Genomic DNA, 25819 nt, shown 5'->3' on the forward strand with positions numbered 1-25819 from the left:
TCGAAAGCCTTGAGGACCGTATGAGCCGCATTATCGACCGCCGCCAGATGCTACGCGGTGCCGCACTTGCAGGCGGCGGACTCGCGCTGTCGGCCTACATGCCGGCATGGGCGCAGACCAATTCGGCAGGCATTATCACGCCGCTGCCGACCGTCACCGGCAACGACATTACGCTCCGCATCGCGCGCCAGACGATGATGATCGATGGCCGCGCGTCCAAGGCGATCGGCATCAACGGCACCGTGCCGGCCCCGCTGATCCGGTTGCGCGAGGGGCAGACCGTTCGTCTCAATGTCATCAACGATCTCGACGAGGACAGTTCGATCCACTGGCACGGACTGCTCGTTCCCCCGCAGTTCGATGGGGTGCCCGGCATCTCGTTCCCCGGCATCAAGCCCCGTTCGAGCTTCCTCTACGAGTTTCCGATCCGGCAGAACGGCACGTATTGGTATCACAGCCATTCCGGGCTTCAGGAACAGCTTGGACATTACGGGCCGATCGTGATCGATCCTGCCGGCGCCGATCCGGTGCAGTCCGACCGCGAACACGTCATCGTGCTGTCTGACCATAGCCAGCTCAGCCCGGCTACCATCTTCCGCGACATGAAAGTTGACCCCGGTCACTTCAACTATCAGCGTCAGACCCTCGCCGGCCTGCTTTCCGGCAAGGATCAGCCGCTCAAGGACCGCGTGGATTGGGGCAAGATGCGGATGGACCCCACCGATATTTCCGACGCGACCGGCCCCGCCTATACTTATCTCGTCAACGGCCACGGCCCGCGCGACAACTGGACCGCGCTGTTTATGCCCGGGCAGCGCGTGCGACTGCGCGTCATCAATGCATCGTCGATGACAACCTTCAATGTCCGCATCCCCGGTCTTAAGCTCAGCATCGTCCAGGCTGACGGTCAAAACGTCATGCCGGTCGAGGTGGACGAGTTCCAGATCGGTGTTGCTGAAACCTACGACGCAATCGTCACCCCGACTGACGACCGCGCCTACACGCTTGTCGGCGAGGCGATCGACCGATCCGGCCTGGCGCGCGCCACCCTCGCCCCGCGCCCCGGCATGGCGGCCGAGGTGCCTGCGCTCCGTCCGCGCCCGCTCGCGACGATGAAGGACATGGGCATGGATATGTCGTCGATGGGCGGCATGGATATGTCCAGCGGCGGGATGCGCGGCCCCGACCAGACCAATGAAAAGAACCCGTCCGCCAGTCTCACCACCCCCGGCGCCGGCATGGCAGCAGGCGCGATGGCAATGGGCGGAATGCCGCAAGGCGGCACAGTGTCAGGGATGGATCATTCGGCGATGAACCACGGTGCGATGGCGACGGGCGGCAGCGCGGGCGGCATGGCGGGGATGGACCACAGTTCGATGGGCGGTCAGCAGGGCATGGCCGGCATGGACATGGGGTCCATGAAGATGCGCGACTTCTCCAAAGCCCCGCAGGTCACGAAGGGACCGGGTGTCCAGACCATCTCGCCGATGCCGATGGATCGTACCGGCGACCCCGGCCAGGGCCTTGAGAATGTCGGGCACAAGGTGCTGGTCTACCGGGACCTGATGGCGCTGGAACGCAACCCGGACGTGAGGGCTCCCAGCCGCAGCCTCGACATTCACCTGACCGGCAACATGGAGCGCTTCATGTGGTCGTTCGACGGCGTGAAGATGTCCGACATGATGGAGCCAATCCCCTTCCTCGAAGGTGAGCGCGTGCGGATCAACCTCATCAACGACAGCATGATGGGGCACCCGATCCATATCCACGGCCACTTTTTCGAGCTGGTGACTGGGCACGGCGATCATGCGCCGCGCAAACACACCGTCATCGTCCAGCCAGGCGGCAAGGTGACGTGGGATTTTACTGCCGATGCGGTCGGCGATTGGGCGTTCCACTGCCATCTCCTCTACCACATGCACGCCGGCATGATGCGAACCGTGAGTGTCCGTCCGCGGGGAGACGCCGCATGACGCGCCTCGCTCCCCTGTTGGCGTCGGCCGCCATGCTCACCCTCGCGGCTCCGGTCGCTGCGCAGTCGATGCAGGGCATGAACATGCCCGGCATGAACATGCCGGCTCAGAAGAAACCTGCCGCGAAATCGTCGGCGCCAGCCAAGCGCGCCAAGGCGAAGCCCGTTGTCGCGAAGCGCAAGGCGCCAACGAAAGCCACGGCTGACCCGATGGCCGGCATGGCGGGGATGGACCATTCGGCGATGCCGGGGATGGAGATGCCCGCAAGCGGCCAAATGGCTCCACAGGGCGCTCAGCAAGCAATGCCGGGGATGAATATGTCCGGCGACCAGCACGGTGGCCATGATATGCAGGCTATGCCGGGCATGGCAGGGATGACGATGCCCGGAATGGAGAAGACCGGCACGGCACTTCCTGCGGGAAACGCACTGGCCCCCGCGCCGCCGACGGACCATTACGCCGACCGCCAGTTTGCGCCGGCCGACATGGCGAAGGCGCGGCACGACATGATGTTCGAGCAAGGCGGTCAGCCGTTCTACCAGGTCATGTTCAATCTTGCCGAATATCAGGCGCGCCAAGGCCGCGACGGCTATCGTTGGGATGGCGAGGCGTGGTTCGGCGGTGACATCAATCGCTTGTGGCTGAAGAGCGAGGGCGAGGGTGCGTTCCGCGAGGGTGTCGAAAGTGCCGAAGTGCAGGCCCTCTACAATCGAGCCGTCGGGCCGTACTTCAACCTCCAGGCGGGCGTCCGCCACGACTTCCAGCCGTCACCCAACCGCACCTATGCGACCGTCGGTTTCGAGGGCCTTTCGCCCTATATGTTCGAAGTCGAGGGTGCTTTGTTCCTGTCGACCAAGGGTGATCTGCTGGGTCGCCTTGAGGGGTATTACGACCAGCGCATCACGCAAAGGCTGATCCTTCAGCCACGCGTCGAGTTCAATCTATCGGCGCAGGACGTGCCCGAAAACCGGCTTGGCGCGGGTCTGACCGACGCCGAGCTGGGGCTTCGGCTCCGCTACGAAATCAGGCGGCAGTTCGCGCCCTATATCGGTGTCTCCTATGTCGCACAGACCGGACGTACCGCCGATTTCACGCGCGCCGAGGGCAAAGATCCGACCACCACCAGCTTCGTGGCCGGTGTGCGGGTGTGGTTCTGATGACGAAGGGCATAGCCGAAATAGAGCCGTTGCCGACGTGTGAGGGGTACGCGCCGCCCGCGCGTAGAACCTTTAGATAACAGAGGAGACGGACATGCGTTTTTCACCGATATTTGCTGCCTTAGCGATCATCGCCACCCCGGCGCTTGCCCAGCAAGGCGGGATGCAGGGGATGGATCACGGGCAGATGGCCGGCATGAACCATGACGACATGTCGAAGATGATGGCTGGCAACCCTTACGCTCAATCCGAAATAGACATGCATCAGAAGATGATGACTGCAAAGCAGGGTGATGCAGCCGAAATGTGGACGCGCAAAATGATCGAGCATCATCGCGGTGCCGTCGCCATGTCGCGCGTCGCAGTCCGCGACGCCAAAGACCCTGAGACAAAGCAGATGGCGCAGATGACGATCACGAAGCAGGAAAAGGATATTGCTGAGCTACAGGGTTGGCTACGCAAGCACGGCAAGCGCCCGCAGTAACGGGTGCCCACCCCGCCCTGTTATCCCTCTACCCGGCTTTGTTGCATAATTACGCGAGAGCATGACCGACGTTTTACTTGAAGATGTTATTGGATGCGGACGGTCACCGGCGTTCCTATTTCGGAGAACCGATTGAGAATTGCAGCACGGACTTTGAGCTCGGTAATCTGACGATCGAAGGTGCGGGCGACAACGCGCTGGCCCAGGAGTTTGAAGCAGTGCATTTTGGTCTCGACCAGACTGCGGCGATGATAGCCGCTCCACTTTTTCCAGATTGCGCGACCAAGCCGCTTTGTCGCGCGTAGCGCTCCATTGCGTGCATCGACGCCGGGACCGCCTTCTGCCCATGGTTGCCCGTTGCGGCGGACCGGGATGACCGCATCGGCACCGCGCCCGGCAATAGCGGCATGGCAGTCCCTGGTATCATAAGCGCCATCTCCGCCGACGCTGAGTATCCGCTCGTCTCCGGGAATTTGCGCCAGGAGAACGGGCAGCGTCGGTGCGTCACCAATGGCATTCGTCGTGACCTCAATGGCCCGGATATCCAGCGTCCCAGCATCAATCCCGAGATGCACCTTGCGCCACTGGCGACGGTAGGACGGTCCGTGTTTGCGCGTCTTCCACTCGCCTTCTCCCGTCATTTTGATCCCGGTGCTGTCGACCAGCAGGTGCAGTCCGCCCGAGCTGATCCGCCCGCCGAGGTTGACCTTCAACGTCTTCTGCCGTCGGCACAGCGTCGTATAATCCGGCACCGACCAATCCAGCCCCGCCATTTTGATCAGGCTCGAAACCAACCCCGTCACTTGCCGCAAAGGCAGGTTGAACAGCGTCTTCAGCGTCAGGCACAGCTCTATCGCGCTGTCTGAAAACCGCATCGGGCGACCAGGGCGACCACACGGCTTCGAAAGCCAGTGCATCTCCGGATCAAACCATATTTCCAGCGACCCACGCCGCTTCAGCGCCGCATTATACTCAGGCCAGTTCGTCGTACGATACACAGGTGCGGCAGGTTTGGGCATTACGCCTATCTATACCGCTCGATTCCCTGCGTGAATCCCCGCCATCAGTTTTGCAACAAAGCCCCTCTACCCCCGACAGGGCGGGGTTTGGTTTCGTCATGTAACCAAATCGATGATCCCACGAAGAAGACTTGGCCGATTGACAGGTTCAGAGGCGCCCCGCAGGGAGTGCATGTGAAGCGCCTATTCCTTTTCCTGATGCTGATCGGCGTGATGGTCGGGCTTGCTGCGCAGCAGCCGGCCCAGGCGCTTGCTGCCCCGGCAGGTGCGATGGACATGGCAGCGATGGCAACCAGCGACATGGCCTCCGTGCCGGATTGCATGTCAGCGATGAAGAAGGACGCAGCCCACAAGCCGTGCAAGTGCGGCTTGGCCGGCTGCATCGCCATGATGGCGTCGGGCGGACCGATGATGCTGTCCGACGCATCGATGGTTCTCCAGGCCGCGGCGCGCTCCGATTGTGACGAGCAGATCGGTATCTTCGCAGCCTTGCGGGGCCGTTCCACCGCTCCGGAACCAGAACCCCCTTCGACCCTGATCTGATTTCAAGTCCGCGCGCGTGCCCGTCACGCGACCCGGCGCGCGTGCGCCGGGTACGACGCGATGTGAACTCAAGGTTCAGGACATGACGAAATGCGACCCCCCTTACGCCGCCGCGCGCCGAGCGCGCTGGTATGCCTCGCGCTCGCGTCGGTCAGTATGCCGGCGATCGCCGGACCGCTGACCTTCGACGCCGCGCTCCAAAAAGCGGCTGCCGACGCGCCGTCCATCAAGGCGAAGTCGCTCGGCGCCGATGCGAAACGATCGGCGCGAAGCGCCGCGGGGCAGTTGCCCGATCCCAAGCTCGCGCTCGGGATCGACAGCTTTCCGATCTCAGGACCGCTCGCGTTCGAGCCGCAGCGCGATAATTTCACCTGGGCGCGCGTCGGTGTCTCGCAGGACATTCCCAATCTCGCCAAGCGTCGCGCGCAACGTGGTCGCGCCGAAGCGGACATAGGCGTCGCCGATGCAGAGACCGGCGTGGAGGCGCGCTTCGTCAAGGTTCAGGCCGCGCTTGCCTGGATCAGCCTCGCTTATGCCGGGCAGCGACTTGCAGCGCTCGGCACGGTGCTCCAACGGCTCGAGCGCTTCGTCAAAGCGTCGCCCGGTGCGGTCGCGTCGGGGGTATCGCGGCCAGCACAGGTGCTCGCCGGGCGCGAAGCCGTTGCGAAATTACAGGACCGTCGCGACGAGCTGGTGTCGATGGTCGGCCGCGCGCGCGCCGACCTCACGCGCTGGACGGGCGAAGCCGACCCCGACATCGCAGGTCCGATCCCGGACTTCACGGTAGAGCCTGCGCGCCTGCGCGCGTCGCTTCGCGAGCATCCGACGCTGGTGTTGGCCGGTGCCACGATCGGTCGCGCGGATGCCGACCTCCGCATGGCCGAAGCAGAACGGCGTCCCGATTTCGGCGTCGATCTGTCCTACCAACGCCGCGATCCCCGTTTCGGCGATTACGTGTCTGCCGGGGTCACGATCGGCCTGCCGTTGTTCAAAAAGCGGCGTCAGGAACCGTTGATCGCGGCCCGCGCTGCCAATGCCAACAGTGCACGCGCCGGCGCAGATGCCAGTTTACGCGAACTGACCGCCGATCTCGAAGCAGGTCTTGCCGATCACGCGATGCACCACGCACAATGGTCCCGCGCGCGAGACGTGCTGCAGCCCCTCGCCGAGCAGCGGGTGACGCTCGAGACCGGCAGTTATAGCGCCGGGCGCGCCACCCTCACCGACATCGCCGACGCGCATGCCGCGCTTGCCGATGCGGTCCTCACCACGCTCGATCGCGAGGCGACTGTCGCCGCGGATGGCGCGCGGCTCATTCTCCTGTTCGGGAGCGCCGACCAATGACCCTCACATCCCTTCAACGGTCGCAGCTGGCTGCCACGCTTGCCGCCGTCGCCCTCGTCGCGGGCGCTGGAGGCTATTATCTAGCCGGCACGCGCAATGGGGCACCTGCCGCCGGGACGCCGGATACTCCTCGCAAGCCGCTCTATTATTACGACCCGATGGTGCCGCAGGAGCATTACGACAATCCGGACTCCCTGTCGTCGATGGGGATGAAGACGGTCCCCAAATATGCCGACGCGAGTAGCGGCCCAACGGCAAAGCCAGGCGTCACGGTCGACCCTTCGGCGATGCAGAGCCTCGGGATCCGGCTCGCGACCACGACCACCGGCACGTTGGCCGGCACGCTCGATGTGACCGGTGCGGTCGACTTCAACCAGCGCGACATCGCAATCGTGCAGGCACGTGCCGCAGGCTTCATTCAGCGGGTCTATGGCCGCGCGCCGGGCGACATAATCCGTGCCGGGGCGCCGATCGCCGACGTGTTGGTCCCCGAATGGGGCGGCGCGCAGGGCGAATATGAAGCGGTGCGCAAAACCGGCGACCCGTCGTTGATCGCTGCCGCACGCCAGCGTCTTCGACTGATCGGCATTCCGGGCGGCGTGGCGGGCGGGCGCGGGATGACCACCATCCGCAGCCCGATCGGGGGGGTTATCCAGACACTTGATGCGCGCGCCGGGGTCACGCTCGCGCCCGGGCAGACGCTCGCGCAGGTAAACGGCCTCGGCACGGTCTGGTTGAACGCCGCGGTGCCGGAAGTGCGCGCAAGCGCTGTCAAAGTCGGGCAGACGGCGAATGCCGAGCTGGCGGGGTTCCCCGGCGAGCGCTTCACCGGCCGCGTCATTGCCGTCTTGCCGACGACGCAGGCGGACAGCCGAACACTGACGGTACAGATCGAGCTGCGTAACCCCGGTGGTCGCCTGCGCCCCGGCATGTTCGCGACCGTCCATCTAGGCGGCACGTCCGACACCGCGCTGCTGGTGCCGAGCGAAGCCGTAATCCGCACCGGCAAGCGCACGCTCGTAATGCTCGCCGACGGCGAGGGTCGTTTCCGACCGGCCGAGGTCCGTATCGGGCGCGAGTCAAGCGGCCAGACCGAAATCCTCGCCGGACTGGCGGCAGGCGAGAAGGTCGTCGCATCGGGCCAGTTCCTGCTCGACAGCGAGGCGAGCCTGACCGGCATCGCCGCGCGGCCCATCACGGGCGACTCGAAGTGATCGCGCGGATCATCGAGGCGTCCGTCAAGGCGCGCTTCCTCGTCCTGCTCGCAGCCCTCGCGCTGATCGTCGTCGGGGCGGGCGCTTTGCGCTCGACCGCGGTCGATGCGCTGCCCGACCTGTCCGACGTTCAGGTCATCATCCGCACCACCTATCCCGGGCAAGCACCTCAGATCGTCGAGAACCAGGTCACGTATCCGCTCGCGACGACGATGCTGTCCGTGCCGGGGGCGCGCGTGGTGCGCGGCTATTCGTTCGTCGGCGACAGCTTCGTCTATGTGCTCTTCGACGACGCGACCGATCTATATTGGGCGCGCAGCCGGGTACTCGAATATCTGAGCCAGGTGCAAAGCCGCCTGCCCGAGGGCGCAAAAGCATCGCTCGGCCCGGATGCTACCGGGGTGGGCTGGGTCTATGAATACGCGCTGGTCGACCGGACCGGGCGTCACGACCTCGCACAGCTCCGCAGCATCCAGGACTGGTTCCTGCGCTACGAGCTGAAGACCGTTCCGGGTGTCGCCGAGGTCGCGAGCATCGGCGGCATGGTGAAGCAATATCAGGTCGTTCTCGATCCGCAGAAGCTGGCCGCTTACGGCATCACCCACGAGGCGGTGACTGAGGCGCTGAAGCGCGGCAATCAGGAGAGCGGCGGATCGGTCCTCGAGATGGCCGAGGCCGAATATATCGTCCGCGCGACCGGCTATCTGAAGACGCTCGACGATTTCCGCGGCGTGCCGCTCAAGACGGTTGGCGGCGTGCCCGTGACACTCGGCGACGTCGCCACGGTTCAGATCGGTCCCGAAATGCGTCGCGGTTTGGCCGAACTCAACGGCGAAGGCGAGGTTGCAGGCGGCGTCATCGTGATGCGCCAAGGCAAGAACGCGCGCGAGGTGATCGATGGCGTACGCACTCGGCTTGAGGAATTAAAGAAGAGCCTGCCGCCCGGCGTGGAGGTCGTCACCACCTATGACAGGTCGGGCCTGATCGACCGCGCGGTCGACAATCTGCGCAGCAAGCTGATCGAGGAGTTCATCGTCGTGGCGCTCGTCTGCGCGCTGTTCCTCTGGCACGTCCGCTCAGCGCTGGTCGCGATCCTCACGCTCCCGCTCGGTATCCTGATCGCCTTCATCGCGATGCGCGTGCAGGGACTGAACGCCAATATCCTCTCGCTGGGGGGCATCGCCATCGCCATCGGCGCAATGGTCGATGCCGCCGTCGTCATGATCGAAAACGCGCACAAGCATCTTGAACACTGGACGCACGATCATTCCGGCGAAACGCTTGAGGGCGCTGAACGCTGGCGCGTGATCACTGCTGCAGCGGTCGAGGTCGGCCCGGCGCTGTTTCTCAGCCTCCTCATTATCACGTTCTCGTTCGTGCCGATCTTCTCGCTTCAGGGCCAGGAGGGGCGGCTGTTCGCGCCCCTCGCGTTCACCAAGACCTATGCAATGGCAGGTGCGGCAATCCTGTCGATCACGCTGATCCCGGTGCTGATGGGGTTGCTGATCCGCGGTCGCATCCCGTCCGAGAATGCCAATCCGATCAATCGCGTCCTCACCCGCATCTACCGTCCCGCGCTCGACTGGGTACTGGCGAGACCGAAACAGGCGCTGGTCATCGCCGGCCTCGTGTTTGCGACCAGCCTCTGGCCGATCAGCCAGCTAGGCGGCGAGTTCATCCCGCAGATGAACGAGGGCGACCTGCTCTACATGCCGTCCGCGCTGCCCGGCATTTCGACCGCCAAGGCCGGCCAGCTTCTCCAGCTCACCGACCGGCTCATCAAGACCGTACCCGAAGTGGAAAGCGTGTTCGGCAAGGCCGGTCGCGCCGACACCGCAACCGACCCAGCGCCGCTCGAGATGTTCGAGACCACGATCCGCTTCAAGCCCAAGGATCAGTGGCGCGCAGGAATGACCCAGGACAAATTGATCGATCAGCTCGACAAGGCGGTAAAGGTGCCGGGCCTCGCCAATTTCTGGATTCCGCCGATCCGTAATCGGATCGAGATGCTGTCGACCGGCATCAAGAGTCCGATCGGTATCAAGGTGGCAGGCTCGAACCTTGCCGAGATCGATGCAACCGCGCGCGAGATCGAACAGGTCGCGAAGACCGTGCCCGGGGTCGGCTCGGCGCTGGCCGAACGGCTCACCGGCGGGCGGTATATCGATGTCGATATCAACCGGGCCGCTGCGGCACGCTATGGCCTCAACGTCGCCGACGTGCAGTCGATCGTGTCGGGCGCGATCGGCGGAGAGACGATCGGCCAGACCGTCGAGGGACTGGCGCGTTATCCGATCAGCGTGCGCTATCCGCGTGAGCTGCGCGACAGCATCGATGGCTTGCGAAACCTGGCCGTGCTTACGCCGGCAGGGCAGCAGATCACGCTCGGCACCGTCGCCGACGTTCGCATCACCGACGGACCGCCGATGCTGCGCAGCGAGAACGGCCGACCGGTGACGTGGATCTACATCGATGGACGCGGCGCGCCGCTCACCACAATCGTTCGTGATCTGCAGAACGCGATCGCCGCCAAGGTGAAACTGCCGCCCGGCGTCAGTGTCACCTATACCGGCCAGTTCGAGTATCTGCAGCGCGCGGTCGAGCGATTGAAGATCGTCGTTCCGGCGACCTTGGTCATCATCTTCCTGCTGCTCTACGCGACCTTTCGCCGGCTCGATGAAGCCGCGCTGGTGATGGGCACCCTGCCGTTCGCGCTCACCGGCGGTCTATGGCTGCTCTATCTGCTCGGTTACAACCAATCGGTCGCGACCGGTGTCGGGTTCATCGCACTCGCCGGCGTTTCGGCGGAGTTCGGCGTGGTGATGCTGATCTACCTCAAGCACGCGCTGGATGCCCGCGGTCCCACACCGGACGACGCAGAGGTCGCAGCGGCGGTCCGCGAAGGCGCCCTCCTTCGTGTCCGGCCCAAGGCTATGACGGTCGCGGTGATCCTGGCCGGCCTGTTTCCGATCCTGATCGGTACAGGCACCGGCTCCGAAGTGATGAGCCGGATCGCGGCTCCCATGATCGGAGGCATGCTCACCGCACCGTTGCTCTCAATGCTGGTACTGCCGGCAGCGTTCCTCCTGCTGCGGCGCGCCCGGCGTTCCACTCACCCTTCGACCCCAGTCCCACCGCTGCAAGGGAATATGCTATGAAGAAGACCCTGTTGGCACTCGCCGTCCTAGCGGGCCTGACGGCGACCACGGCATCGGCGCAGGCGGGTGCTTCCATGCAGGGCATGCCGATGAAAGGGGCCGTGAAAGTCGGTCGCGGCAGTGGCGTCGTGACCGCGATCGATCCCAAGGCCGCCAAGGTGACGATCCAGCATGGGCCGATCGCGGCACTGGGCCGGCCTGCGATGACGATGGCGTTCGCGGCAGTTCCACCGGCACTACACAGGCGCGTCAGAGTCGGTCAGCGGGTCGATTTTGCTATCAGGATGCGCGGGTCGAAGGCGGAGGTGACAGCTATTCGTGGTCGGTGATGCCGAACTGTGGGTAAGCGTCGAATTAGGACCCTAATAGTTTCAAGTTAGGTAACTGAAAAAGCTCAAAAATCTGCGATTGACGGGGCGGTTGGCGGTGATTGCCCCCTCAAATATGCTTGAGATGAGCTTGCTGACTGCCTCCTGCATATGGACGGTATCGACGGCGGCGTAGCGCTGGACCATGCGCAACGATTTCCAACCGCCCAACCGCATGATCGTGATGAGATCCACCCCGGCCATCACGCAGTGGCTCGCCCAGTGGTGGCGCCAGTCATGGACGGTAAAGTTCGCGACGCCGGCGCGCTCGCAAGCGGTGGTGTGGGCGCGTTTGAGCGGGTTGCCGCCTTGCACCGCAAGGTCGCGCGTGTCGGTATAGGGGCGACCAAGTCGGTTTAGGAACACATGGCCTGTGTCCGGCTTGCCGCGCTTCTCCCACAGCGGCCGCAGCATCGCCTCCACGCGTGGGTGCAGCGCTACCGTGCGCGGGTTGCCGGTCTTGGTGCGCGCAAAGAAGATCGTGCCACGCGCGAGGTCCACGCCCCCTGCCCCCCAGTGCAGCTGCAGTGCTTCTTGCGTTCGAGGCCCCTGGAAGGCGAACATCGTCACGATCGGCTGAACATGACCCGCATAAAACCCGATCAGCCGATCGCGCTCGGCATGACTCAAGAAGCGAATTCGCTGATTGTCGAACGCGATCGCCTTGATCTTGACCGGCGGCAGGTCGTGCCGCTCCTGCCAGACGTTGATGCAGGCCTGGAGTAGCGAGCGGTAGCGATCCTGGCCGGCTGGCGCGTATCCCGCCAAAAACGCGTCCTGAAACGTCCGCCACGCAGCGCGAGGATCCGCCAGCGACATGTTCCCGATCCGCTCGTTCATAACTCCAACACGCAGGATGTCGCTCGAATTGGGTCGCTTGGGCTTTGCCAGATACGCATCGAACGCGTCGGCGATCACTGCGCGGCTGGCCACAGCCCGCGGCCCGAACATCAATTCCTCGCGTAGCGCTCGCTCGCGCTCCGCCATCAAGTGCCGCGCCGCATCCTCGTCCGTAGTTCCGGTACTGAACTCGGCAACGGTAATCGTTCGTTCGCCCAACGAGACATAGCCCCGCATGTACCACTTTCCCGCGCTTCCGCGCCTTCTGATGGTGAGCATGTCACTGCTCCCCGTCAGAAGATGTTAAACCCACATAATGCGTAAATCGGACGGCACCCGCTGGCGACGCCAAACGGAACGCTGTCGCTCCGCGGCGCCGCCGTGCCCAGCCGGTGCCCACAGGAAGTGGCTGATAGGGGCAATTCCTGCCCACTATGTGCCCAAACTGGTCGGTTCCTGCAGCTTCCCCGGACACAAAAAAGCCCCGATAACTCGTTGAGTTATCGGGGCTTTTAATGGTGGGCGTGGCAAGGATTGAACTTGCGACCCCTGCGATGTCAACACAGATCAGGGCTACTTTTTCGCAGTTTTCCGCCACTCAGATTGGTCCCGCTTGCAGAACATACCGGGAAGATAACGCGAATTTCGCGCATTCTTACCGCAACTTTACCGCAAGGTAAATTTGCCCGATCAAACCGCGGAATCCCATCGACCCGCCGCACGGCTTCAGCAGCTGCCTTGAACCCTACGCATCGATTTCTGGATGTCGCCGGAAACCGGCGCACGCCGTGAGCCCGTTGGAGCGGCCGGGTTGGCGGTTGAGCTAGTGCTGATCGCACCAGCGCCCGTGAGCCGCCCCGTCTGGGAAACCCAGCGCTCTCGCCAAGGCCTCGGCGGCTTCTGTCGGATCAGTGCCGGGACCTCCATCAAGGAGCGACTTGGTCTCCCATCTAATATCCCGCTCGAAGCGAGACAGCGTCGCGGCACTGATCCCTGCCGCCACCGCTACGGTCTTCAACGAGAGACCAAGATCACGCCGTCGAACGCGCGAACGCGTGCCGATGGTACTGAGACCGACCGGGTTCCATTCCGGCCACGCCGGAACAAGCTCCCCAGGCATGAGGTCGAGCGCAGCCTGAAGGCGGAAGACAGTATCGGCCGCAGGCCTCCGACGTTTCGCCTGATGCGGCAGCAGACGCTGCGCCTCAAGACGTGCAACCGTCTCGCGCTTGATGCCAGCAGCTGCCGCAAGGCGCGCCTGCGTCCATCCCCGCGCCTCCCGCGCGTCCCTGAGCGTGGCTCCGAGTGCCATTGGAACTGAGGAGAGAGGAAACTTTAGCGGAGAGGAAAATTTCATGTGACTAGTTTGCACCACGCCGTTTGGCGGCATCTATAACCACAAGATGCTCCACCGCAACCCCGGCAACCGCTTCCACGGCGGCGGCCGGGAGCCCGGTTCCAGCGCCCACGAAAGGAGCAAAAGCGTGGCTAGCCTGACCGATCTCGATCGCCGCCTGTCGCGCAAGCTGGAGGCCCGCAAGGGCATCCAGCTGACTCCCGATGATCTCGACCTGCTCGTCACCACCGGCGCCTACCAGGCCTTCCGCGACGCCGTGGCGACCCACCAGAGGAATCTATGCCTGCAACGAAGCGAAGCAAGCCGCTCTACGAGCGCGGCGGATACCAACTCCATCGGCGGGAGGGGCGCACCGCACTCGAAATCGTCTGGTACGACGACGAGCGAAAGCGCGAGCGAAGCGCTAGCGCGCGCACAGAGAATGTCGAGCTCGGACGTGCTGCGCTCGATCGGCTCTACCTAGAGAAGACCAAGGGAGAAGCCTTCTGCCCTACGTGCGGCCAGCGCCGCGAGGCAACCCGCATCTACCTAGCCGCCGCGATCGCCGACTATCTCACGCTCTCGGCTGGAAAACCCTCGATTGAGGCGATCCGCCCGCGGCTGACCCATGTACTCTCCTACTTGGTCGAGAAGGATCTCGTCGGAACTGCCTGCGACGATGTCGACGAGGACTGGATCGAACGCTTCAGGAAATGGCTCCACGCAAAGCCGATCGTGACCCCAACCGGCATTAAGAAGGAGCGTTCCTGGTCGACGGTCGAAAACAGCGTCTTGCAGCTGGCGGCGGCCGTCAACCGGAGCGGCGGCATGAGGGCGAAGTTCAAGGCACGACAGCCGAAGGAAGTGAACCAGACGCCACAGCACCGGAGCGATATCGAAGAGCTCGCCGCGATGTTCCGCTACTGTGTCTCGCCGCCTCCCGGCAAGCAGCCGGCCGAACGGGCGAGGCGCGACCGGGCGAGCTTGTTAGCTTTCATGCGGATCAGCGTCGCGACGATGGCGCGACCAGACGCCGCTCACGACGTCTCGACCGATCCGATGCGGAGCCAATGGAATTCCGCACGAAAGATCCTCGATCTGAACCCTGCACAGCGACGCCAAACCCGAAAGTATCGGGCGACCGTGCCGGTGCCCCGGCAGATGGCTCGTGTACTCGATTCCACCGAGGGGTATCTGATCCCCGGCACCAGCGTGAAGTCCGCCTGGGAGACGATGGCCAAAGCGCTAGGCCTTCCCGGCGAGGGAGAATCGGGCATGAAACTCATCCGGCGATCGATCGCCAACCTCGTCCGTCAGCGGCTCCCCCAGGAAGCATGGGGCGAACTCGAAATGTTCCTGGGCCACGACAAGTTCGATGACGTAAGCGATCTGTATGCACCATTCAGGCCGGACTATCTGCGACGTGCATTGACGACGGTGGAGGCGATCATCGACGAAATCGAACTTATTGTGCCAGGCGCATTCTCTCTCTGAACAGGGGCAAGATCGCAAGCGGCGGATACGCCGTTAGCGGGGGGCTGCAGTTCGGGTCAGGCGCAAGGCAACGACTGACCCACCACGGCAACGGGCTTTGAACAGTTAACTTCCGATCTAGCCGTGTCCCCTCAAACTGCGCACCGTCCTGGCAGAACGAACCCTCAGAGACTCGACGACTTCAACGAATCTCCGCGGTGAGGACAGCCCCGGATGAGAATATGGCGACGATTCCGGACATCGCATTCGAGATGAGGACTTCGATGAGACGGGCTTAGCGGACTGCCGAAGACCGGATCGCGCTCGGATAGATCAAAGGAAGGGCCATCAAGACCCCGAAAGCAGCCCCCACCCGGATAGCGCTAGGGAAGCCAAAGTCTCGTTGAACTCCGTCTGGCACCTCACGCCGTCGGCACTGGTGTGCCGCCCTGACCCGAGCTGTCATAGCGGGCGACGAGAAGCAGGGCGATTACTGCGAAAGCCGCACCGGTCAGGAACGTGGCACCCGGTCCAAGACGATCCCACATCAGGCCTGCGACGACGCTGGCGACCAGCATGGCGACGCCTCCCGCAAGATTGAACAGGCCGAAGGCCGAGCCCCGGAGTTCAGGCTGCGCATGATCGGCGACGAGTTTCGCCAGCAGTCCTTGGGTCATTGCCATATGAGCGCCCCACAACGCGATGCCGAGAAACGTGCCGGCGAGACCGTGCAGCAGACCCAAGGCGAGATCAGCTGCAATCAGGCAGACGAGGCCGCAGATGAACAGGGATTGCGGCCGCACCCTGTCGGAGAGCGCACCTGCCGGGTAGGCGCCGACCGCGTAGACAAGGTTCATCGTGACCAAAACCAACGGCGCGAGGGCCAAGGACAGTCCCTCTCGGTTAGCCTTGAGGATCAGGAAGGCCTCGCTGAAGCGAGCGAGGGTAAAAACAACCCCGATCCCGACGGTTGCCCAGAACGCTGGAGGCAGCCGGCGGAGGTCGTCAATTCGTAACGGCAACTGCGATGGCGCCTTGGTCTCGTCGCGCGGCGCATCCTCGACGGCGAGCAAAACACACAGCACGGCCAATACGCCTGGGACCACCGCGACCCAGAAGACGAGGCGCATGTCATTTGCGAACAGCGTCATCAGACCAACCGCCAGCAGCGGCCCCGCGAAGGCACCCACGGTGTCCAGCGACTGGCGCAGGCCAAACGCGCGCCCCCTGATCTCGGGCGGCGTGACGTCGGCGACGAGCGCGTCACGGGGGGCGCCCCGGAGCCCCTTGCCGATCCGATCCATGAAGCGCGCGCCGAACACGGCCCCCGCGCTGCCTGCGAGCGGAAAGAGCGGCTTCGAAAGGGCGCCAAGGCCGTATCCTAAAAAGATGAGCGGCTTACGCCGTCCGATCCGATCGGACAGGTAGCCGGAAAAGACCTTGGCGATCGACGCTGTCGATTCTGCGACGCCGTCGATCAGCCCGACCAGCGCGACACTCGTCCCGAGCGTCACCGTCAAGAACAATGGGAGCAGCGCGTGCACGATCTCCGACGAGAGATCCATGAAGAGGCTGACGAAGCCCAGTGCCCAGACCGTTCGCGGTATTCCAGTGCGCGAGCGATCCATCGGAGCGGGTAGCAGGGCCATGAAGCAACGCTAACAGGCGAGCAATCGATCGTCACGACAGTCCGGCCCGATTGCTTGCGATCGGTCGATGCGCTCCGTCGTGGCGGCGAGGGATCAGCGCGACTCCCGCGTTTAGGGCACTCCCACGAGGTCGTCGATGATCGGACAGTCGGGGCGATTGTCGCCGTGGCACCGCCCGGCGAGGTCGAGAAGGGCGCGGCGCATCGCTTCGAGCGCCGCTGCCTTACGGCCGAGTTCGTCGGCGCGCGCGGTGGCAAGCATCTTCACGTCAGCGCTCGACCGGGCGGCGTCGCTCCACAGCCCCAAGAGCATCCTGATCTCCTCGATCGGGAAGCCGAGGTCGCGCGCGTTGGCGATGAACCGCAAGCGGTGAACGTCGGCGTCGGAATAATCCCGGTAGCCGCTGTCGCGTCGCGGTGCCGACGGGATCAAGCCGATTTTCTCATAATGGCGGATCATACGCTGCGAGACGCCACTGGCGTCGGAGGCCGGACCGATCTTCACAGCTTCGTCGCATTCAGCCGTAGCGCATTGGTCACCACCGTGAAGCTCGATAGCGCCATCGCCGCACCGGCGATCATGGGCGATAGGAGGATGCCGGCGAGCGGATAGAGCACGCCCGCCGCGACCGGCACGCCAATTCCATTGAACAGAAACGAGAAGAACAGGTTCTGCCGAATGTTGCGCATCGTTGCCTTGGCCAACCGGCGGGCGCGCACCATGGCCGCGAGATCGCCCTTGGTCAGCGTCATCCCCGCGCTTTCGATCGCCACATCGGTGCCAGTGCCCATCGCAACGCCGACATCGGCTGCGGCGAGTGCCGGTGCATCATTGATGCCGTCACCCGCCATTGCGACCTTGGCGCCTTGCGCCTTCAATTCGCCGATGATCCGCGCCTTGTCCTCGGGCTTCAGGCCGGCATGGACCTCGTCGATGCCGCCTATAGCCTTGGCAACAGCATCCGCCGTTCCTTGCGCATCGCCGGTCAACATGACGATCCGCAGCCCCTCCTCGCGCAGCGCGGCAATAGCATCGCGTGCAGATGCCTTTATCGGATCAGCGACGGCGAGAAGGCCGGCAAAACGCCCATCGATCGCGACGAACATTGCGCCAGCACCTTCGCTGCGATGGCGGTCCGCAGCCTTCGTCAGCGCCGACACATCGGCACCGACCCGTTCCATCTGAGCGGCGTTGCCGACGGATATTACGCGGCCACCGACTCGGCCGCTGACACCGAGGCCAGTCTGGGAGTCGAAGTCCTCCACCGGCGCAATCTCAAGCCCATCCTTTTGAGCGCCGGTCGCGACAGCATGGGCGAGCGGATGCTCCGACCGTGCTTCGACCGCAGCGGCGGCGGCGAGGACCTCGTTTCGCACGAACCCGTCGGCGGTCTCGACCGCGACGAGCGTCGGGCGGCCTTCGGTCAGCGTGCCGGTCTTGTCGATCACCAGCGTATCGACGTCGGCCATCATCTGCAGCGCCTCGGCGTCCTTGATCAGCACGCCCGTGCGCGCGCCGCGTCCGGTGCCGACCATGATCGACATCGGCGTCGCGAGCCCGAGTGCACACGGGCAGGCGATGATCAGCACCGCAATCGCGTTGAGCAGCGCGTGGCCGAACCGCGGTTCCGGACCCACCAGGTTCCAGACGACGAACGTCACGATCGCGATGACGACGACGAGCGGCACGAACCAGCCCGACACGCGGTCTGCCACCGCCTGGATCGGCGCGCGACTGCGCTGCGCCTCGGCCACCATCTTCACGATCCGCGCAAGCACCGTGTTCGAACCGACGGCGCGCGCCTCGATCACCAGCGCGCCCGTGCCGTTGACGGTGCCGCCGGTCACAGCCGCGCCGTCCTCTTTCAGCACCGGGACGGGTTCGCCAGTCAGCATCGACTCGTCGACCGACGACCGGCCTTCGACCACCAGGCCATCGACCGGCACCGCTTCGCCAGGCCGCACGCGCAGACGGTCGCCCGTTGCCACATCGGCTAGTTCGATCTCTTCCTCACTACCGTCCGCAGCGATACGCCTCGCGGTCTTGGGCGCCAGATTCAGCAGCGCGCGGATAGCGCGGCCGGTCGCGGCGCGGGCGCGCAGTTCGAGCACCTGGCCGAGCAGCACGAGCGTCACGACGACGCCAGCCGCCTCGTAATAGACCGGGACGATGCCGTGCATTCGGAATGACGCCGGGAACAGCCCCGGCGCCACAGTTGCGACCACGCTGTAGGCGAACGCCGCGCCGACGCCGATCGAGACCAGCGTGAACATGTTGAGGTGGCGGGTGACGATCGAGGTCCAGCCGCGCTGGAAGAAGGGCCAGCCGGCCCACAGCACGATCGGCGTGGTCAGCGCCAATTGCAGCCACGGGTTTATCGCGGGTGGGACGACGTGAACGCCGAGCATCTCCGCGACCATCGAGATCGCAAGCAGCGGCACAGTCAGCGCGGCGGCGACCCACGTCCGACGGGTAAAATCGACCAGCTCCGGGTTGGGCGCGTCGTCGAGCGACGGTTCCTCCGGCTCGAGCGCCATTCCGCAGATCGGACACGTTCCAGGCCCTTCCCGGCGAATTTGCGGGTGCATCGGGCAGGTCCACATCGCGCCGGGCGCAGCTTCGGGTCCGGGCCGGGGTTCGTAGCCCAGATAGCGGTCGGGATCTGCGACGAACTTCGTGCGACAGCTGCCCGAACAGAAATGATATTCGTGCCCCTCGTGCGTCCCATGATGCGCCGTCGCGGCTGGATCGACATTCATGCCGCAGACGGGATCTTTCACCACCATTTCAGCATCAACGTCTCCGGTTGCGAGATTGGACGAGCGCCAAACGCCCGCCGCGTGATCATGTCCGTGCTCGTGCGCGTGATTTTTCATATCGAACCTCCAGAGTACGCTGATATGGAGTTTGACACCATGTCAGGGTCAAGACCCGAGATTAGGGAGCCCTGCTCTACGCGAAGTTCCGTCGGTGCGACGACGGATGGATCCGAGGTCGCGGCCGCGCACGCGCGGCGCGCTACTGCGTGTCGGCTCCAGGGCTATGATGGTTGTACTCATCCTCGAAGGCCGGATATTTATTCTTGCGTTGCCGCGGTCCACGCGCTGGTCCGTCCAGCCAATTGTCTCAGTCAGAACACGGCCGCGATCAGGTGATCCAGATCGGCCGATTCCAGAATGGGCAGGCGTGGCGCCCTGCCTCATCAATCGCCGCCAGGTGAAGACGTGATTGCCGCCGATGCCGTGCCGACGGGCAACGAGGGAACGGCTCATTCCCGGCAGATACGTCTCCTCAACGATCCGAACTTCTCCTCCGGTGCGGCGATTGACGACTCAGCGGGTTCGTTCATCGACTCTGACCTTAACAGGCAACGTTCTTTACACGTCCCCGCTAGCGCTACGGGCTTTCAACTCGCATCTGCGCCGTCATCGAGGGACTCCTTTCGAGGCGGTCTTTAGCCGAAACCTCTACCTCTGATCCTGCCGGAGTGGGTTGTCATCGCGGGTTCCAAGTTGATATCCGCGGCAAGCACCTTGAATGCCCTGCCCCTGGAGCCCTCCGAAATGACTGTCGAAGCAACCGTCGATCTCGCCTTTCTACGTGGCGGCGGATCCATGGGAGCTCGCGTCCGCGAGCACGGCTGGTCCTCGACGCCGCTTGGCCATCCGTCATCGTGGCCTCTGCAGATGGCGACCTTGGTCGGCGTGCTGCTGGAGGCTGGCCAACCCATGTTTCTCGCTTGGGGGCCGGACCGGACGCTGATCTACAACGATGCCTACGCGCCGCTTCTTGGCGACAAGCATCCGAGCGCGTTGGGACGACCATTCCTGGAAGTGTGGTCCGAAGTCGCGACGGACCTCGCGCCGCTGTTCGATCAGGTGTTCGGGGGCGAGCCCGTTCACATGGACGACATCACGTTGCACGTCGATCGCGGAGAGGGCCTTGCGGAAGCCCATTTCGCCTTCTCCTACACTCCGGTCCGGGACGACGCCGGCTCCGTGGTCGGGTTGTTCTGTCCCTGCGTCGAAACGACCGAAACGGTCGCAGTCTCTCGCCAGCTCGCCAACGAGCGCGAACGCCAGCGAGAGATGCTTCGACAGATGCCTGGCTTCGTGGCGATGCTGGAGGGGCCGGACCATGTCTTTCGGTATGTGAACGACGCATACGTTCAGATCGTTGGAGAGCGCGACTTCTCAGGGCGGGGAGTTCGCGACGTGCTTCCCGAAGTTGCCGGCCAGGGCTTCTACGAGTTGCTGGATCGGGTCTATGCATCCGGGGAACGTTTCAAGGCCCGAGCGCTCCCTCTGATTTTGGCGGGCGAAAGCGAGACGAAGTTCATCGACTTCGTCTACGAGCCCATTCGCGACGACGAGGGCGCCGTCACCGGCATCTTCGTCGGCGGCTATGACATCACCGAGCGCGTTGCGGCAGAGCATGCACTGCTGGCTTCCGAAGCGTCCTCGGCACAGGTCCTCGATGCGACCTCCGAGGCATTCTATGCGGTCGATCGTGAAGGGTTGACGACCCTGTGCAACGCCGCGTTCCTGAAAATGCTCGGCTTCGACAATCGCGACGCGGTAATCGGTCGCGCGCTCCACAGCGTCATCCACCACTCGCACCCGGACGGTACCCACTACGCTCGCGAGGATTGTCCTATTTACCGTGCTGCAGCTAACGGCTCAGCGGCGCACGTCATTGACGAGCTGTTCTATCGTGCGGACGGCACCGCCTTCCCGGTCGAGTACCGTGCCGAGCCAATCATCCTCGACGGGGTGGTGACTGGGGCGATCTGCACCTTCGTCGACATCACTGATCGGAAGGCAGCGCAGGCCGCTCTGGCCGCGAGTGAGGCCGAGTTCCGCACGTTCGCGCAGGCCATGCCCAACCACGTCTGGGCGTCACCGCCCGATGGTATGCTCAACTGGTTCAACCAGCAGGTCTACGACTATAGTGGCCTCGAACCCGGTGCGCTCGACGGCATTGGCTGGACGGTCATCGTTCATCCCGACGACGCCCTTGCTGCCGGCGAACGTTGGGCGGCTTCACTTGCCTCTGGCGATACTTACGAGACCGAGTTCCGATTGTGCCGCGCCGACGGCGAATACCGGTGGCATCTCGCACGTGCGATCCCGATCCGGGATGAAGCCGGCAAGATCGTGCGCTGGATCGGGACGAACACTGACATTCATGACCAGAAGGCAACTGCGCAGGCGCTTGCAAACCTCAACGCGTCGCTGGAGCAGGAAGTCGCCGAACGCACCGCCGATCGCGACCGTATGTGGCGCAACTCGCAGGACCTGCTGCTGGTGCTCGATCTGGACGGTACCTTCCGATCTGTCAGCCCTTCGGTCGAGGCTACACTCGGCTGGAGCGCCGACGAGATGATCGGGCATTCAGTATTCGAGTTCCTCCTCACCGATGATGAAGCGAGAACACGGGAGGGGTTGACGCTCCTCGCCAAGGGGATCGGCCGTCGATCGGAGAACCGCTATCGTCATCACGATGGCGGTTTCCGCTGGATCTCCTGGGTAGCGAGGGCCGAAGAATGCCAGATTTACGCCACCGGCAGACACATTACCGCCGAGAAGGAAGCGGCGGTCGAGCTGGCCTCTGTGCAGGAGGCGCTGCGCCAAAGTCAGAAGATGGAGGCCGTTGGCCAGCTCACTGGCGGTATCGCGCACGACTTCAACAACATGCTCGCGGTCGTCATTGGATCGCTCGATCTGCTTGGGCGGCGCCTTGGCGATTCCGACGCGCGCTCGCTTCGGTATGTCAAGGCGGCGGCAGAGGGGGCCAAGCGCGCGGCGCTGCTGACGCAACGGCTTCTCGCCTTCTCGCGCCAGCAGCCGTTGCGCCCCGAGCGAGTCGACCCGAACAAGCTCGTCACCGGCATGTCGGATCTTCTGCGGCACTCCCTTGGCGCGGACGTGCGGTTGGAGACCGTCCTCGCAGGGGGACAGTGGAAGATGCATGTCGATCCGAACCAGCTCGAGAACGTGATCCTGAACCTCGCGGTCAACGCGCGCGACGCCATGCCCGACGGTGGTCGGCTCACCATTGAGACCCAAAACGCTAACCTCGACGAGCGCTATGTCGCCGCCCATCTCGGCGTGCCGGCCGGACAGTATGTGCTGATCGCCGTCAGCGACACCGGCTCGGGCATGCCGCCCGAAGTGATCGCGAAGGCGTTCGACCCGTTTTTCACCACCAAGGATGTAGGCAAGGGGACCGGCCTCGGCCTCAGCCAGGTCTACGGGTTCGTGAAGCAGTCCGGCGGGCATGTGAAGATCTACTCCGAATCGGACCAGGGAACGTCCGTCAAAATTTATCTGCCGCGTCTAACCGGGGCGGACGACGAAGCGCCCGTATCAACGGCGAAGGGACAAACCCCCTTCGGTGATGACCGCGAGGTGATCCTCGTAGTCGATGACGAAGCGGCCGTGCGCCAGTTCAGCGTCGATGCCCTACTTGAGCTTGGCTACAGCGTGCTCGAGGCAGACGGCGCTGCTTCCGCACTCCGTCTACTCGAGAGCCACCCGGAGATCGTCCTGCTGTTTACCGACGTCATTATGCCTGACGTCAACGGACGAAAGCTGGCGGATGCGGCGCGCAGCCTTCGTCCGGAGCTTAGAATCCTGTTCACGACCGGATATACGCGCAACGCGGTCGTGCATAACGGTGTGCTCGACGAAGGGGTCGAGCTGATCGGCAAGCCCTTTGGCGTCGATGAACTCGGTGCCAAGGTCCGCGAGATTCTCGATCGCAACTAACATTGCGAAAGCATCATCGGATTACTCGATTGCGCGCGCGCGCGCTCTGAGACGTGTGCGTGAGACATGCACGTCGGGAGTAGCGTCCGAAACGAATGTGCTGAGAGACCGCAATTCGGCGGGCGTCCGAGCAGGAAGCATGCATTAAAGCCGATTGCGTTGAGGCGTTGAGGCGTCAACCCGAACCCAGGCACTTAGCGGGATGCTAGCGTGACGGTTGCGGTCGTCCTCGCGGGCCGGGTAACCTTCTCCTACGTCGCCGGTTCACGCACAGCTCCGTTCAGACAACTGTCTTAGTCAGAACACGGAGATCACCAGGAAGCTGACGAGTATCCCGCCGCTAGGCCACGCGAGCCGGACGCTGCGCGGCCATTCCTTCAGTCCCACCAATAGTGCCTTGCACCAGCGCTCTGGCGGTGCGGTAGCAGTCCTCGACGTGCGAGTTGCCGACCAGCCTCATGGCGCCAAAACCGACGGCGGCGGCAATCCCCGAGCCGACGAACGGAACATACTTCGCGACCGAGGCCGTAGCGACGCGCATCCCGACACGGCGCAGCAAGGCCGTGACCAGGCGCTTCGTCACCATCCTCCCGATGACGTTGTTTCCCATGCTCGACGCCAGGACGAGCACTTTCTCCGCGAGGTGGGGCTCCAGCTTCTCGACCTGCTCGTGGTGCAGCTCGAAGCGCCGGCTTATGTCGGGCAACAAGGTCGCGAGGAGGCTGATGTCCGCCACGATGTCGGCTCCGGGAATGGGGACCACCGCTGCGCCGGCTGCCATCATGGCCCTGTTGCTAACCAGCTTCCGGCATTCGGCCCGGACGCGATCGAGTTCGGCAACGCTGTTGATCATGACGTATCCCCTTCCCAGGATGAACGCACGGTCGCTCCGATCGCTGCGTCACCGATCACCAAGCCGAGCGGAAGCCCGCCGGACCGCTAGATCCAGTCACGCCACTTGAACCACAGCAGCGGTAGGATGATCGATGCAACGCATAGCGCAAGGGCGTAGGGATAGCCCCAGTGCCAGGCCAGTTCAGGCATGTACTTGAAGTTCATGCCATAGATGCCGACCACCAGGACGGGAGGCACACCGACCACCGACACTACGGTGAGCACCTTCACTACATCGTTCTGCTCGATGCTGATGAACCCGGCGGCGGCGTCCTGCAGGAGCTGGATCCGCGCCGAGAGGCTGGCCTCGAATTCGTCTAGAGAGGCGATGTCGTGCTGAACTGCCTCAAGGCGTTCGCGGATCGGCGCTTCGATTGCCGGAGTGCAGCGGTCGATTACGAAGGTCGCCATGCGGCCAATGCTGAGAAAGGCATAGCGTACGCGCGAGGTCCGGTCGCTGACCTGCCCAATGCTGCGCATCGCCTGATGCAGATGCGCCGTGTCCTTGCTCAGCTGTCGCCGCTTGGGCTGGTCGAAGAAGATTGCCTGCGATGTGTCGTTGATCACGGCGGAACCGCGTTCGAGATGATCGGCGGCGCGGTCGACGATCTCCTCCAGTAGCCGCGTCAACACCTCCGCCGGCGCTACGTCAGATTGATCGGCGATGTCGTCGGCGACGGCGTCGAACGCTGCAAGCTCGACGAACCGCACGGTGACGCAGACCGTCGCCGTAAGAACGAAACCTACCGGCGCCACTGCCCACTGATCGGTGTCCGTTCCGGATATAAGCGGCGCGCTCATGTAGAGCGTCCCGCCCGCCGCCCGCAGCCTGCTTGTCGCCTCGATCTTCTGAAGATCCGCCAGCGTCGGAACGTCGATTGAGAACCGATCAGCGACGGACTTTACCTCCCCCTCGGTGGGATCGATAAGATCGATCCAGCGACAGTCCTCGAGATCGCAGCTGGATTGGTCGCGTTTGGGAAACGATCGGAGCATCAGCCGGGACCTTCGGGTGTAAACACTAGAATAGCGATGCAATGCATTCGTATCCCGGCGGATCTGTTCCGGCAACGGTTCGCCAATGTCTCGCGCCACCGCGTTGGCGCGTGCGTACGGGCACATAACATCTCATGCCTGCTGTCTGACAGACGACGACCAACGTCATATCCTGGTGCCATCGAAGGTGGCGAACCTAGTGCAAATCCCGTCCGCCAAGAGCGGAGGAGATGGTTTGACGCAGCGCCTCCACCGCGATGGGCTTTCGAAGCACATGCGCGCCCGGAACGTCCCGGGCGATCCGCTCCCGCTCCTCGCGCCCTGCATGACCCGTGACGAATACTATCGCGGTCGCGGTCGCGGTCGTGCCGAGGATGGCCGCGGCGGCGTCGATGCCGTCCAGGCCAAGCTGACCGAGATTGATATCGGATATGACCAGTCCGGGACGAACGCGAGCAGCCTCTGCGACCGCGTCCTCTCCACTCGAAGCGACCGCGATCGAAATGAAGCCCATGTCCTCCAGCAGGCTCTCGAGCATCCACGCGATCATCGCCTCGTCCTCGACAATCAGGACGGGCGTTTCAAGTGGCACCCCCTCAAG

Annotated in this window: 20 protein-coding genes; 10 read left to right on the plus strand and 10 right to left on the minus strand. The window is 63.8% G+C overall.

All coding sequences use genetic code 11. The annotated features are described in order from the left end of the window. Nucleotides 1-20 precede the first annotated feature (20 nt). From ACVWYO_RS05195 to ACVWYO_RS05205, 3 genes are all read left to right on the plus strand, one after another. A complete protein-coding gene (locus ACVWYO_RS05195; RefSeq protein WP_457349072.1) occupies nucleotides 21-1973 on the plus strand; it encodes a copper resistance system multicopper oxidase in 1953 nt (650 codons plus the stop codon). Beyond that, complete coding sequence (locus ACVWYO_RS05200; RefSeq protein ID WP_457349073.1) at nucleotides 1970-3130, plus strand: copper resistance protein B; 1161 nt, start codon at nucleotides 1970-1972, stop codon at nucleotides 3128-3130. Before ACVWYO_RS05195 ends, ACVWYO_RS05200 begins: the two co-directional genes overlap by 4 nt. 94 nt (nucleotides 3131-3224) lie before the next feature. Then, entirely contained in the window at nucleotides 3225-3614 is a 390-nt protein-coding gene (locus ACVWYO_RS05205) for a DUF305 domain-containing protein (RefSeq protein ID WP_457349074.1), read from the plus strand. 86 nt (nucleotides 3615-3700) lie between these two features. Here the strand turns inward: ACVWYO_RS05205 and ACVWYO_RS05210 are convergent, their stop codons facing one another. Further along, complete coding sequence (locus ACVWYO_RS05210; RefSeq protein WP_457348219.1) at nucleotides 3701-4633, minus strand: IS5 family transposase; 933 nt, start codon at nucleotides 4631-4633, stop codon at nucleotides 3701-3703. Between the two features lie 174 nt (nucleotides 4634-4807). Between ACVWYO_RS05210 and ACVWYO_RS05215 the strand changes: the two genes are divergently transcribed. The 5 genes from ACVWYO_RS05215 to ACVWYO_RS05235 all read left to right on the plus strand — a co-directional run bounded on the left by ACVWYO_RS05215 (nucleotide 4808) and on the right by ACVWYO_RS05235 (nucleotide 11221). Beyond that, a complete protein-coding gene (locus tag ACVWYO_RS05215; RefSeq protein ID WP_457349075.1) occupies nucleotides 4808-5176 on the plus strand; it encodes a hypothetical protein in 369 nt (122 codons plus the stop codon). 90 nt (nucleotides 5177-5266) lie between these two features. After that, nucleotides 5267-6520 (plus strand): TolC family protein, encoded by a 1254-nt coding sequence (locus ACVWYO_RS05220; RefSeq protein ID WP_457349076.1) that lies wholly within the window; start codon nucleotides 5267-5269, stop codon nucleotides 6518-6520. Further along, nucleotides 6517-7734: an efflux RND transporter periplasmic adaptor subunit gene (locus ACVWYO_RS05225; protein WP_457349077.1), complete on the plus strand. Its 1218-nt coding sequence runs from the start codon at nucleotides 6517-6519 to the stop codon at nucleotides 7732-7734. Before ACVWYO_RS05220 ends, ACVWYO_RS05225 begins: the two co-directional genes overlap by 4 nt. Next, complete coding sequence (locus ACVWYO_RS05230) at nucleotides 7731-10892, plus strand: efflux RND transporter permease subunit (protein ID WP_457349078.1); 3162 nt, start codon at nucleotides 7731-7733, stop codon at nucleotides 10890-10892. The genes ACVWYO_RS05225 and ACVWYO_RS05230 overlap by 4 nt, the downstream gene beginning before the upstream one ends. Continuing rightward, entirely contained in the window at nucleotides 10889-11221 is a 333-nt protein-coding gene (locus ACVWYO_RS05235; protein WP_457349079.1) for a copper-binding protein, read from the plus strand. The genes ACVWYO_RS05230 and ACVWYO_RS05235 overlap by 4 nt, the downstream gene beginning before the upstream one ends. Before the next feature lie 42 nt (nucleotides 11222-11263). Here ACVWYO_RS05235 and ACVWYO_RS05240 read toward each other — a convergent pair whose 3' ends face one another. Continuing rightward, nucleotides 11264-12100, minus strand: coding sequence for a tyrosine-type recombinase/integrase (locus ACVWYO_RS05240; RefSeq protein ID WP_457349080.1), 837 nt, complete (start codon nucleotides 12098-12100; stop codon nucleotides 11264-11266). 823 nt (nucleotides 12101-12923) lie between these two features. Further along, nucleotides 12924-13490: a helix-turn-helix domain-containing protein gene (locus tag ACVWYO_RS05245; protein ID WP_457349081.1), complete on the minus strand. Its 567-nt coding sequence runs from the start codon at nucleotides 13488-13490 to the stop codon at nucleotides 12924-12926. A gap of 246 nt (nucleotides 13491-13736) precedes the next feature. On the opposite strand from ACVWYO_RS05245, the gene ACVWYO_RS05250 reads away from it, so the two are divergent. Then, a complete protein-coding gene (locus tag ACVWYO_RS05250; RefSeq protein ID WP_457349082.1) occupies nucleotides 13737-14930 on the plus strand; it encodes a hypothetical protein in 1194 nt (397 codons plus the stop codon). Nucleotides 14931-15331: 401 nt separating this feature from the next. On the opposite strand, the gene ACVWYO_RS05255 is transcribed toward ACVWYO_RS05250, so the two are convergent. The 4 genes from ACVWYO_RS05255 to ACVWYO_RS05270 all read right to left on the minus strand — a co-directional run bounded on the left by ACVWYO_RS05255 (nucleotide 15332) and on the right by ACVWYO_RS05270 (nucleotide 19857). Then, entirely contained in the window at nucleotides 15332-16558 is a 1227-nt protein-coding gene (locus ACVWYO_RS05255; protein WP_457349083.1) for an MFS transporter, read from the minus strand. A 111-nt stretch (nucleotides 16559-16669) separates the two neighbouring features. Continuing rightward, a complete protein-coding gene (gene cueR / locus ACVWYO_RS05260; protein ID WP_457349084.1) occupies nucleotides 16670-17062 on the minus strand; it encodes a Cu(I)-responsive transcriptional regulator in 393 nt (130 codons plus the stop codon). Further along, the gene (locus ACVWYO_RS05265) at nucleotides 17059-19434 is read right to left on the minus strand and encodes a heavy metal translocating P-type ATPase (RefSeq protein ID WP_457349085.1); all 2376 of its coding nucleotides are present in this window, start codon (nucleotides 19432-19434) and stop codon (nucleotides 17059-17061) included. The genes cueR and ACVWYO_RS05265 overlap by 4 nt, the downstream gene beginning before the upstream one ends. Before the next feature lie 48 nt (nucleotides 19435-19482). Next, on the minus strand, nucleotides 19483-19857 hold the full coding sequence (locus tag ACVWYO_RS05270) for a transposase (protein WP_457354872.1): 375 nt from the start codon (nucleotides 19855-19857) through the stop codon (nucleotides 19483-19485). A gap of 264 nt (nucleotides 19858-20121) precedes the next feature. On the opposite strand from ACVWYO_RS05270, the gene ACVWYO_RS05275 reads away from it, so the two are divergent. Further along, entirely contained in the window at nucleotides 20122-23328 is a 3207-nt protein-coding gene (locus tag ACVWYO_RS05275; protein WP_457349086.1) for a PAS domain-containing protein, read from the plus strand. 340 nt (nucleotides 23329-23668) lie between these two features. Here the strand turns inward: ACVWYO_RS05275 and ACVWYO_RS05280 are convergent, their stop codons facing one another. The 3 genes from ACVWYO_RS05280 to ACVWYO_RS05290 form a co-directional block, all read right to left on the minus strand. Beyond that, on the minus strand, nucleotides 23669-24181 hold the full coding sequence (locus ACVWYO_RS05280) for a hypothetical protein (RefSeq protein ID WP_457349087.1): 513 nt from the start codon (nucleotides 24179-24181) through the stop codon (nucleotides 23669-23671). 86 nt (nucleotides 24182-24267) lie between these two features. Continuing rightward, a complete protein-coding gene (locus tag ACVWYO_RS05285; protein WP_457349088.1) occupies nucleotides 24268-25218 on the minus strand; it encodes a CorA family divalent cation transporter in 951 nt (316 codons plus the stop codon). Nucleotides 25219-25414: 196 nt separating this feature from the next. Further along, the gene (locus ACVWYO_RS05290; RefSeq protein WP_457349089.1) at nucleotides 25415-25810 is read right to left on the minus strand and encodes a response regulator; all 396 of its coding nucleotides are present in this window, start codon (nucleotides 25808-25810) and stop codon (nucleotides 25415-25417) included. Between the last annotated feature and the right edge of the window lie 9 nt (nucleotides 25811-25819).

This window comes from Sphingomonas sp. UYP23, from assembly GCF_054059235.1.

Coding starts and splice junctions, on each gene's coding strand:
- ACVWYO_RS05195 (WP_457349072.1), top strand. CDS start 21: ATGAGCCGCATTATCGACCGCCGCCAGATGCTACGCGGTGCCGCACTT.
- ACVWYO_RS05200 (WP_457349073.1), top strand. CDS start 1,970: ATGACGCGCCTCGCTCCCCTGTTGGCGTCGGCCGCCATGCTCACCCTC.
- ACVWYO_RS05205 (WP_457349074.1), top strand. CDS start 3,225: ATGCGTTTTTCACCGATATTTGCTGCCTTAGCGATCATCGCCACCCCG.
- ACVWYO_RS05210 (WP_457348219.1), bottom strand. CDS start 4,633: ATGCCCAAACCTGCCGCACCTGTGTATCGTACGACGAACTGGCCTGAG.
- ACVWYO_RS05220 (WP_457349076.1), top strand. CDS start 5,267: ATGCGACCCCCCTTACGCCGCCGCGCGCCGAGCGCGCTGGTATGCCTC.
- ACVWYO_RS05225 (WP_457349077.1), top strand. CDS start 6,517: ATGACCCTCACATCCCTTCAACGGTCGCAGCTGGCTGCCACGCTTGCC.
- ACVWYO_RS05235 (WP_457349079.1), top strand. CDS start 10,889: ATGAAGAAGACCCTGTTGGCACTCGCCGTCCTAGCGGGCCTGACGGCG.
- ACVWYO_RS05240 (WP_457349080.1), bottom strand. CDS start 12,100: ATGAACGAGCGGATCGGGAACATGTCGCTGGCGGATCCTCGCGCTGCG.
- ACVWYO_RS05245 (WP_457349081.1), bottom strand. CDS start 13,490: ATGCCGCCAAACGGCGTGGTGCAAACTAGTCACATGAAATTTTCCTCT.
- ACVWYO_RS05250 (WP_457349082.1), top strand. CDS start 13,737: ATGCCTGCAACGAAGCGAAGCAAGCCGCTCTACGAGCGCGGCGGATAC.
- ACVWYO_RS05255 (WP_457349083.1), bottom strand. CDS start 16,558: ATGGCCCTGCTACCCGCTCCGATGGATCGCTCGCGCACTGGAATACCG.
- ACVWYO_RS05265 (WP_457349085.1), bottom strand. CDS start 19,434: ATGAAAAATCACGCGCACGAGCACGGACATGATCACGCGGCGGGCGTT.
- ACVWYO_RS05275 (WP_457349086.1), top strand. CDS start 20,122: ATGACTGTCGAAGCAACCGTCGATCTCGCCTTTCTACGTGGCGGCGGA.
- ACVWYO_RS05280 (WP_457349087.1), bottom strand. CDS start 24,181: ATGATCAACAGCGTTGCCGAACTCGATCGCGTCCGGGCCGAATGCCGG.
- ACVWYO_RS05285 (WP_457349088.1), bottom strand. CDS start 25,218: ATGCTCCGATCGTTTCCCAAACGCGACCAATCCAGCTGCGATCTCGAG.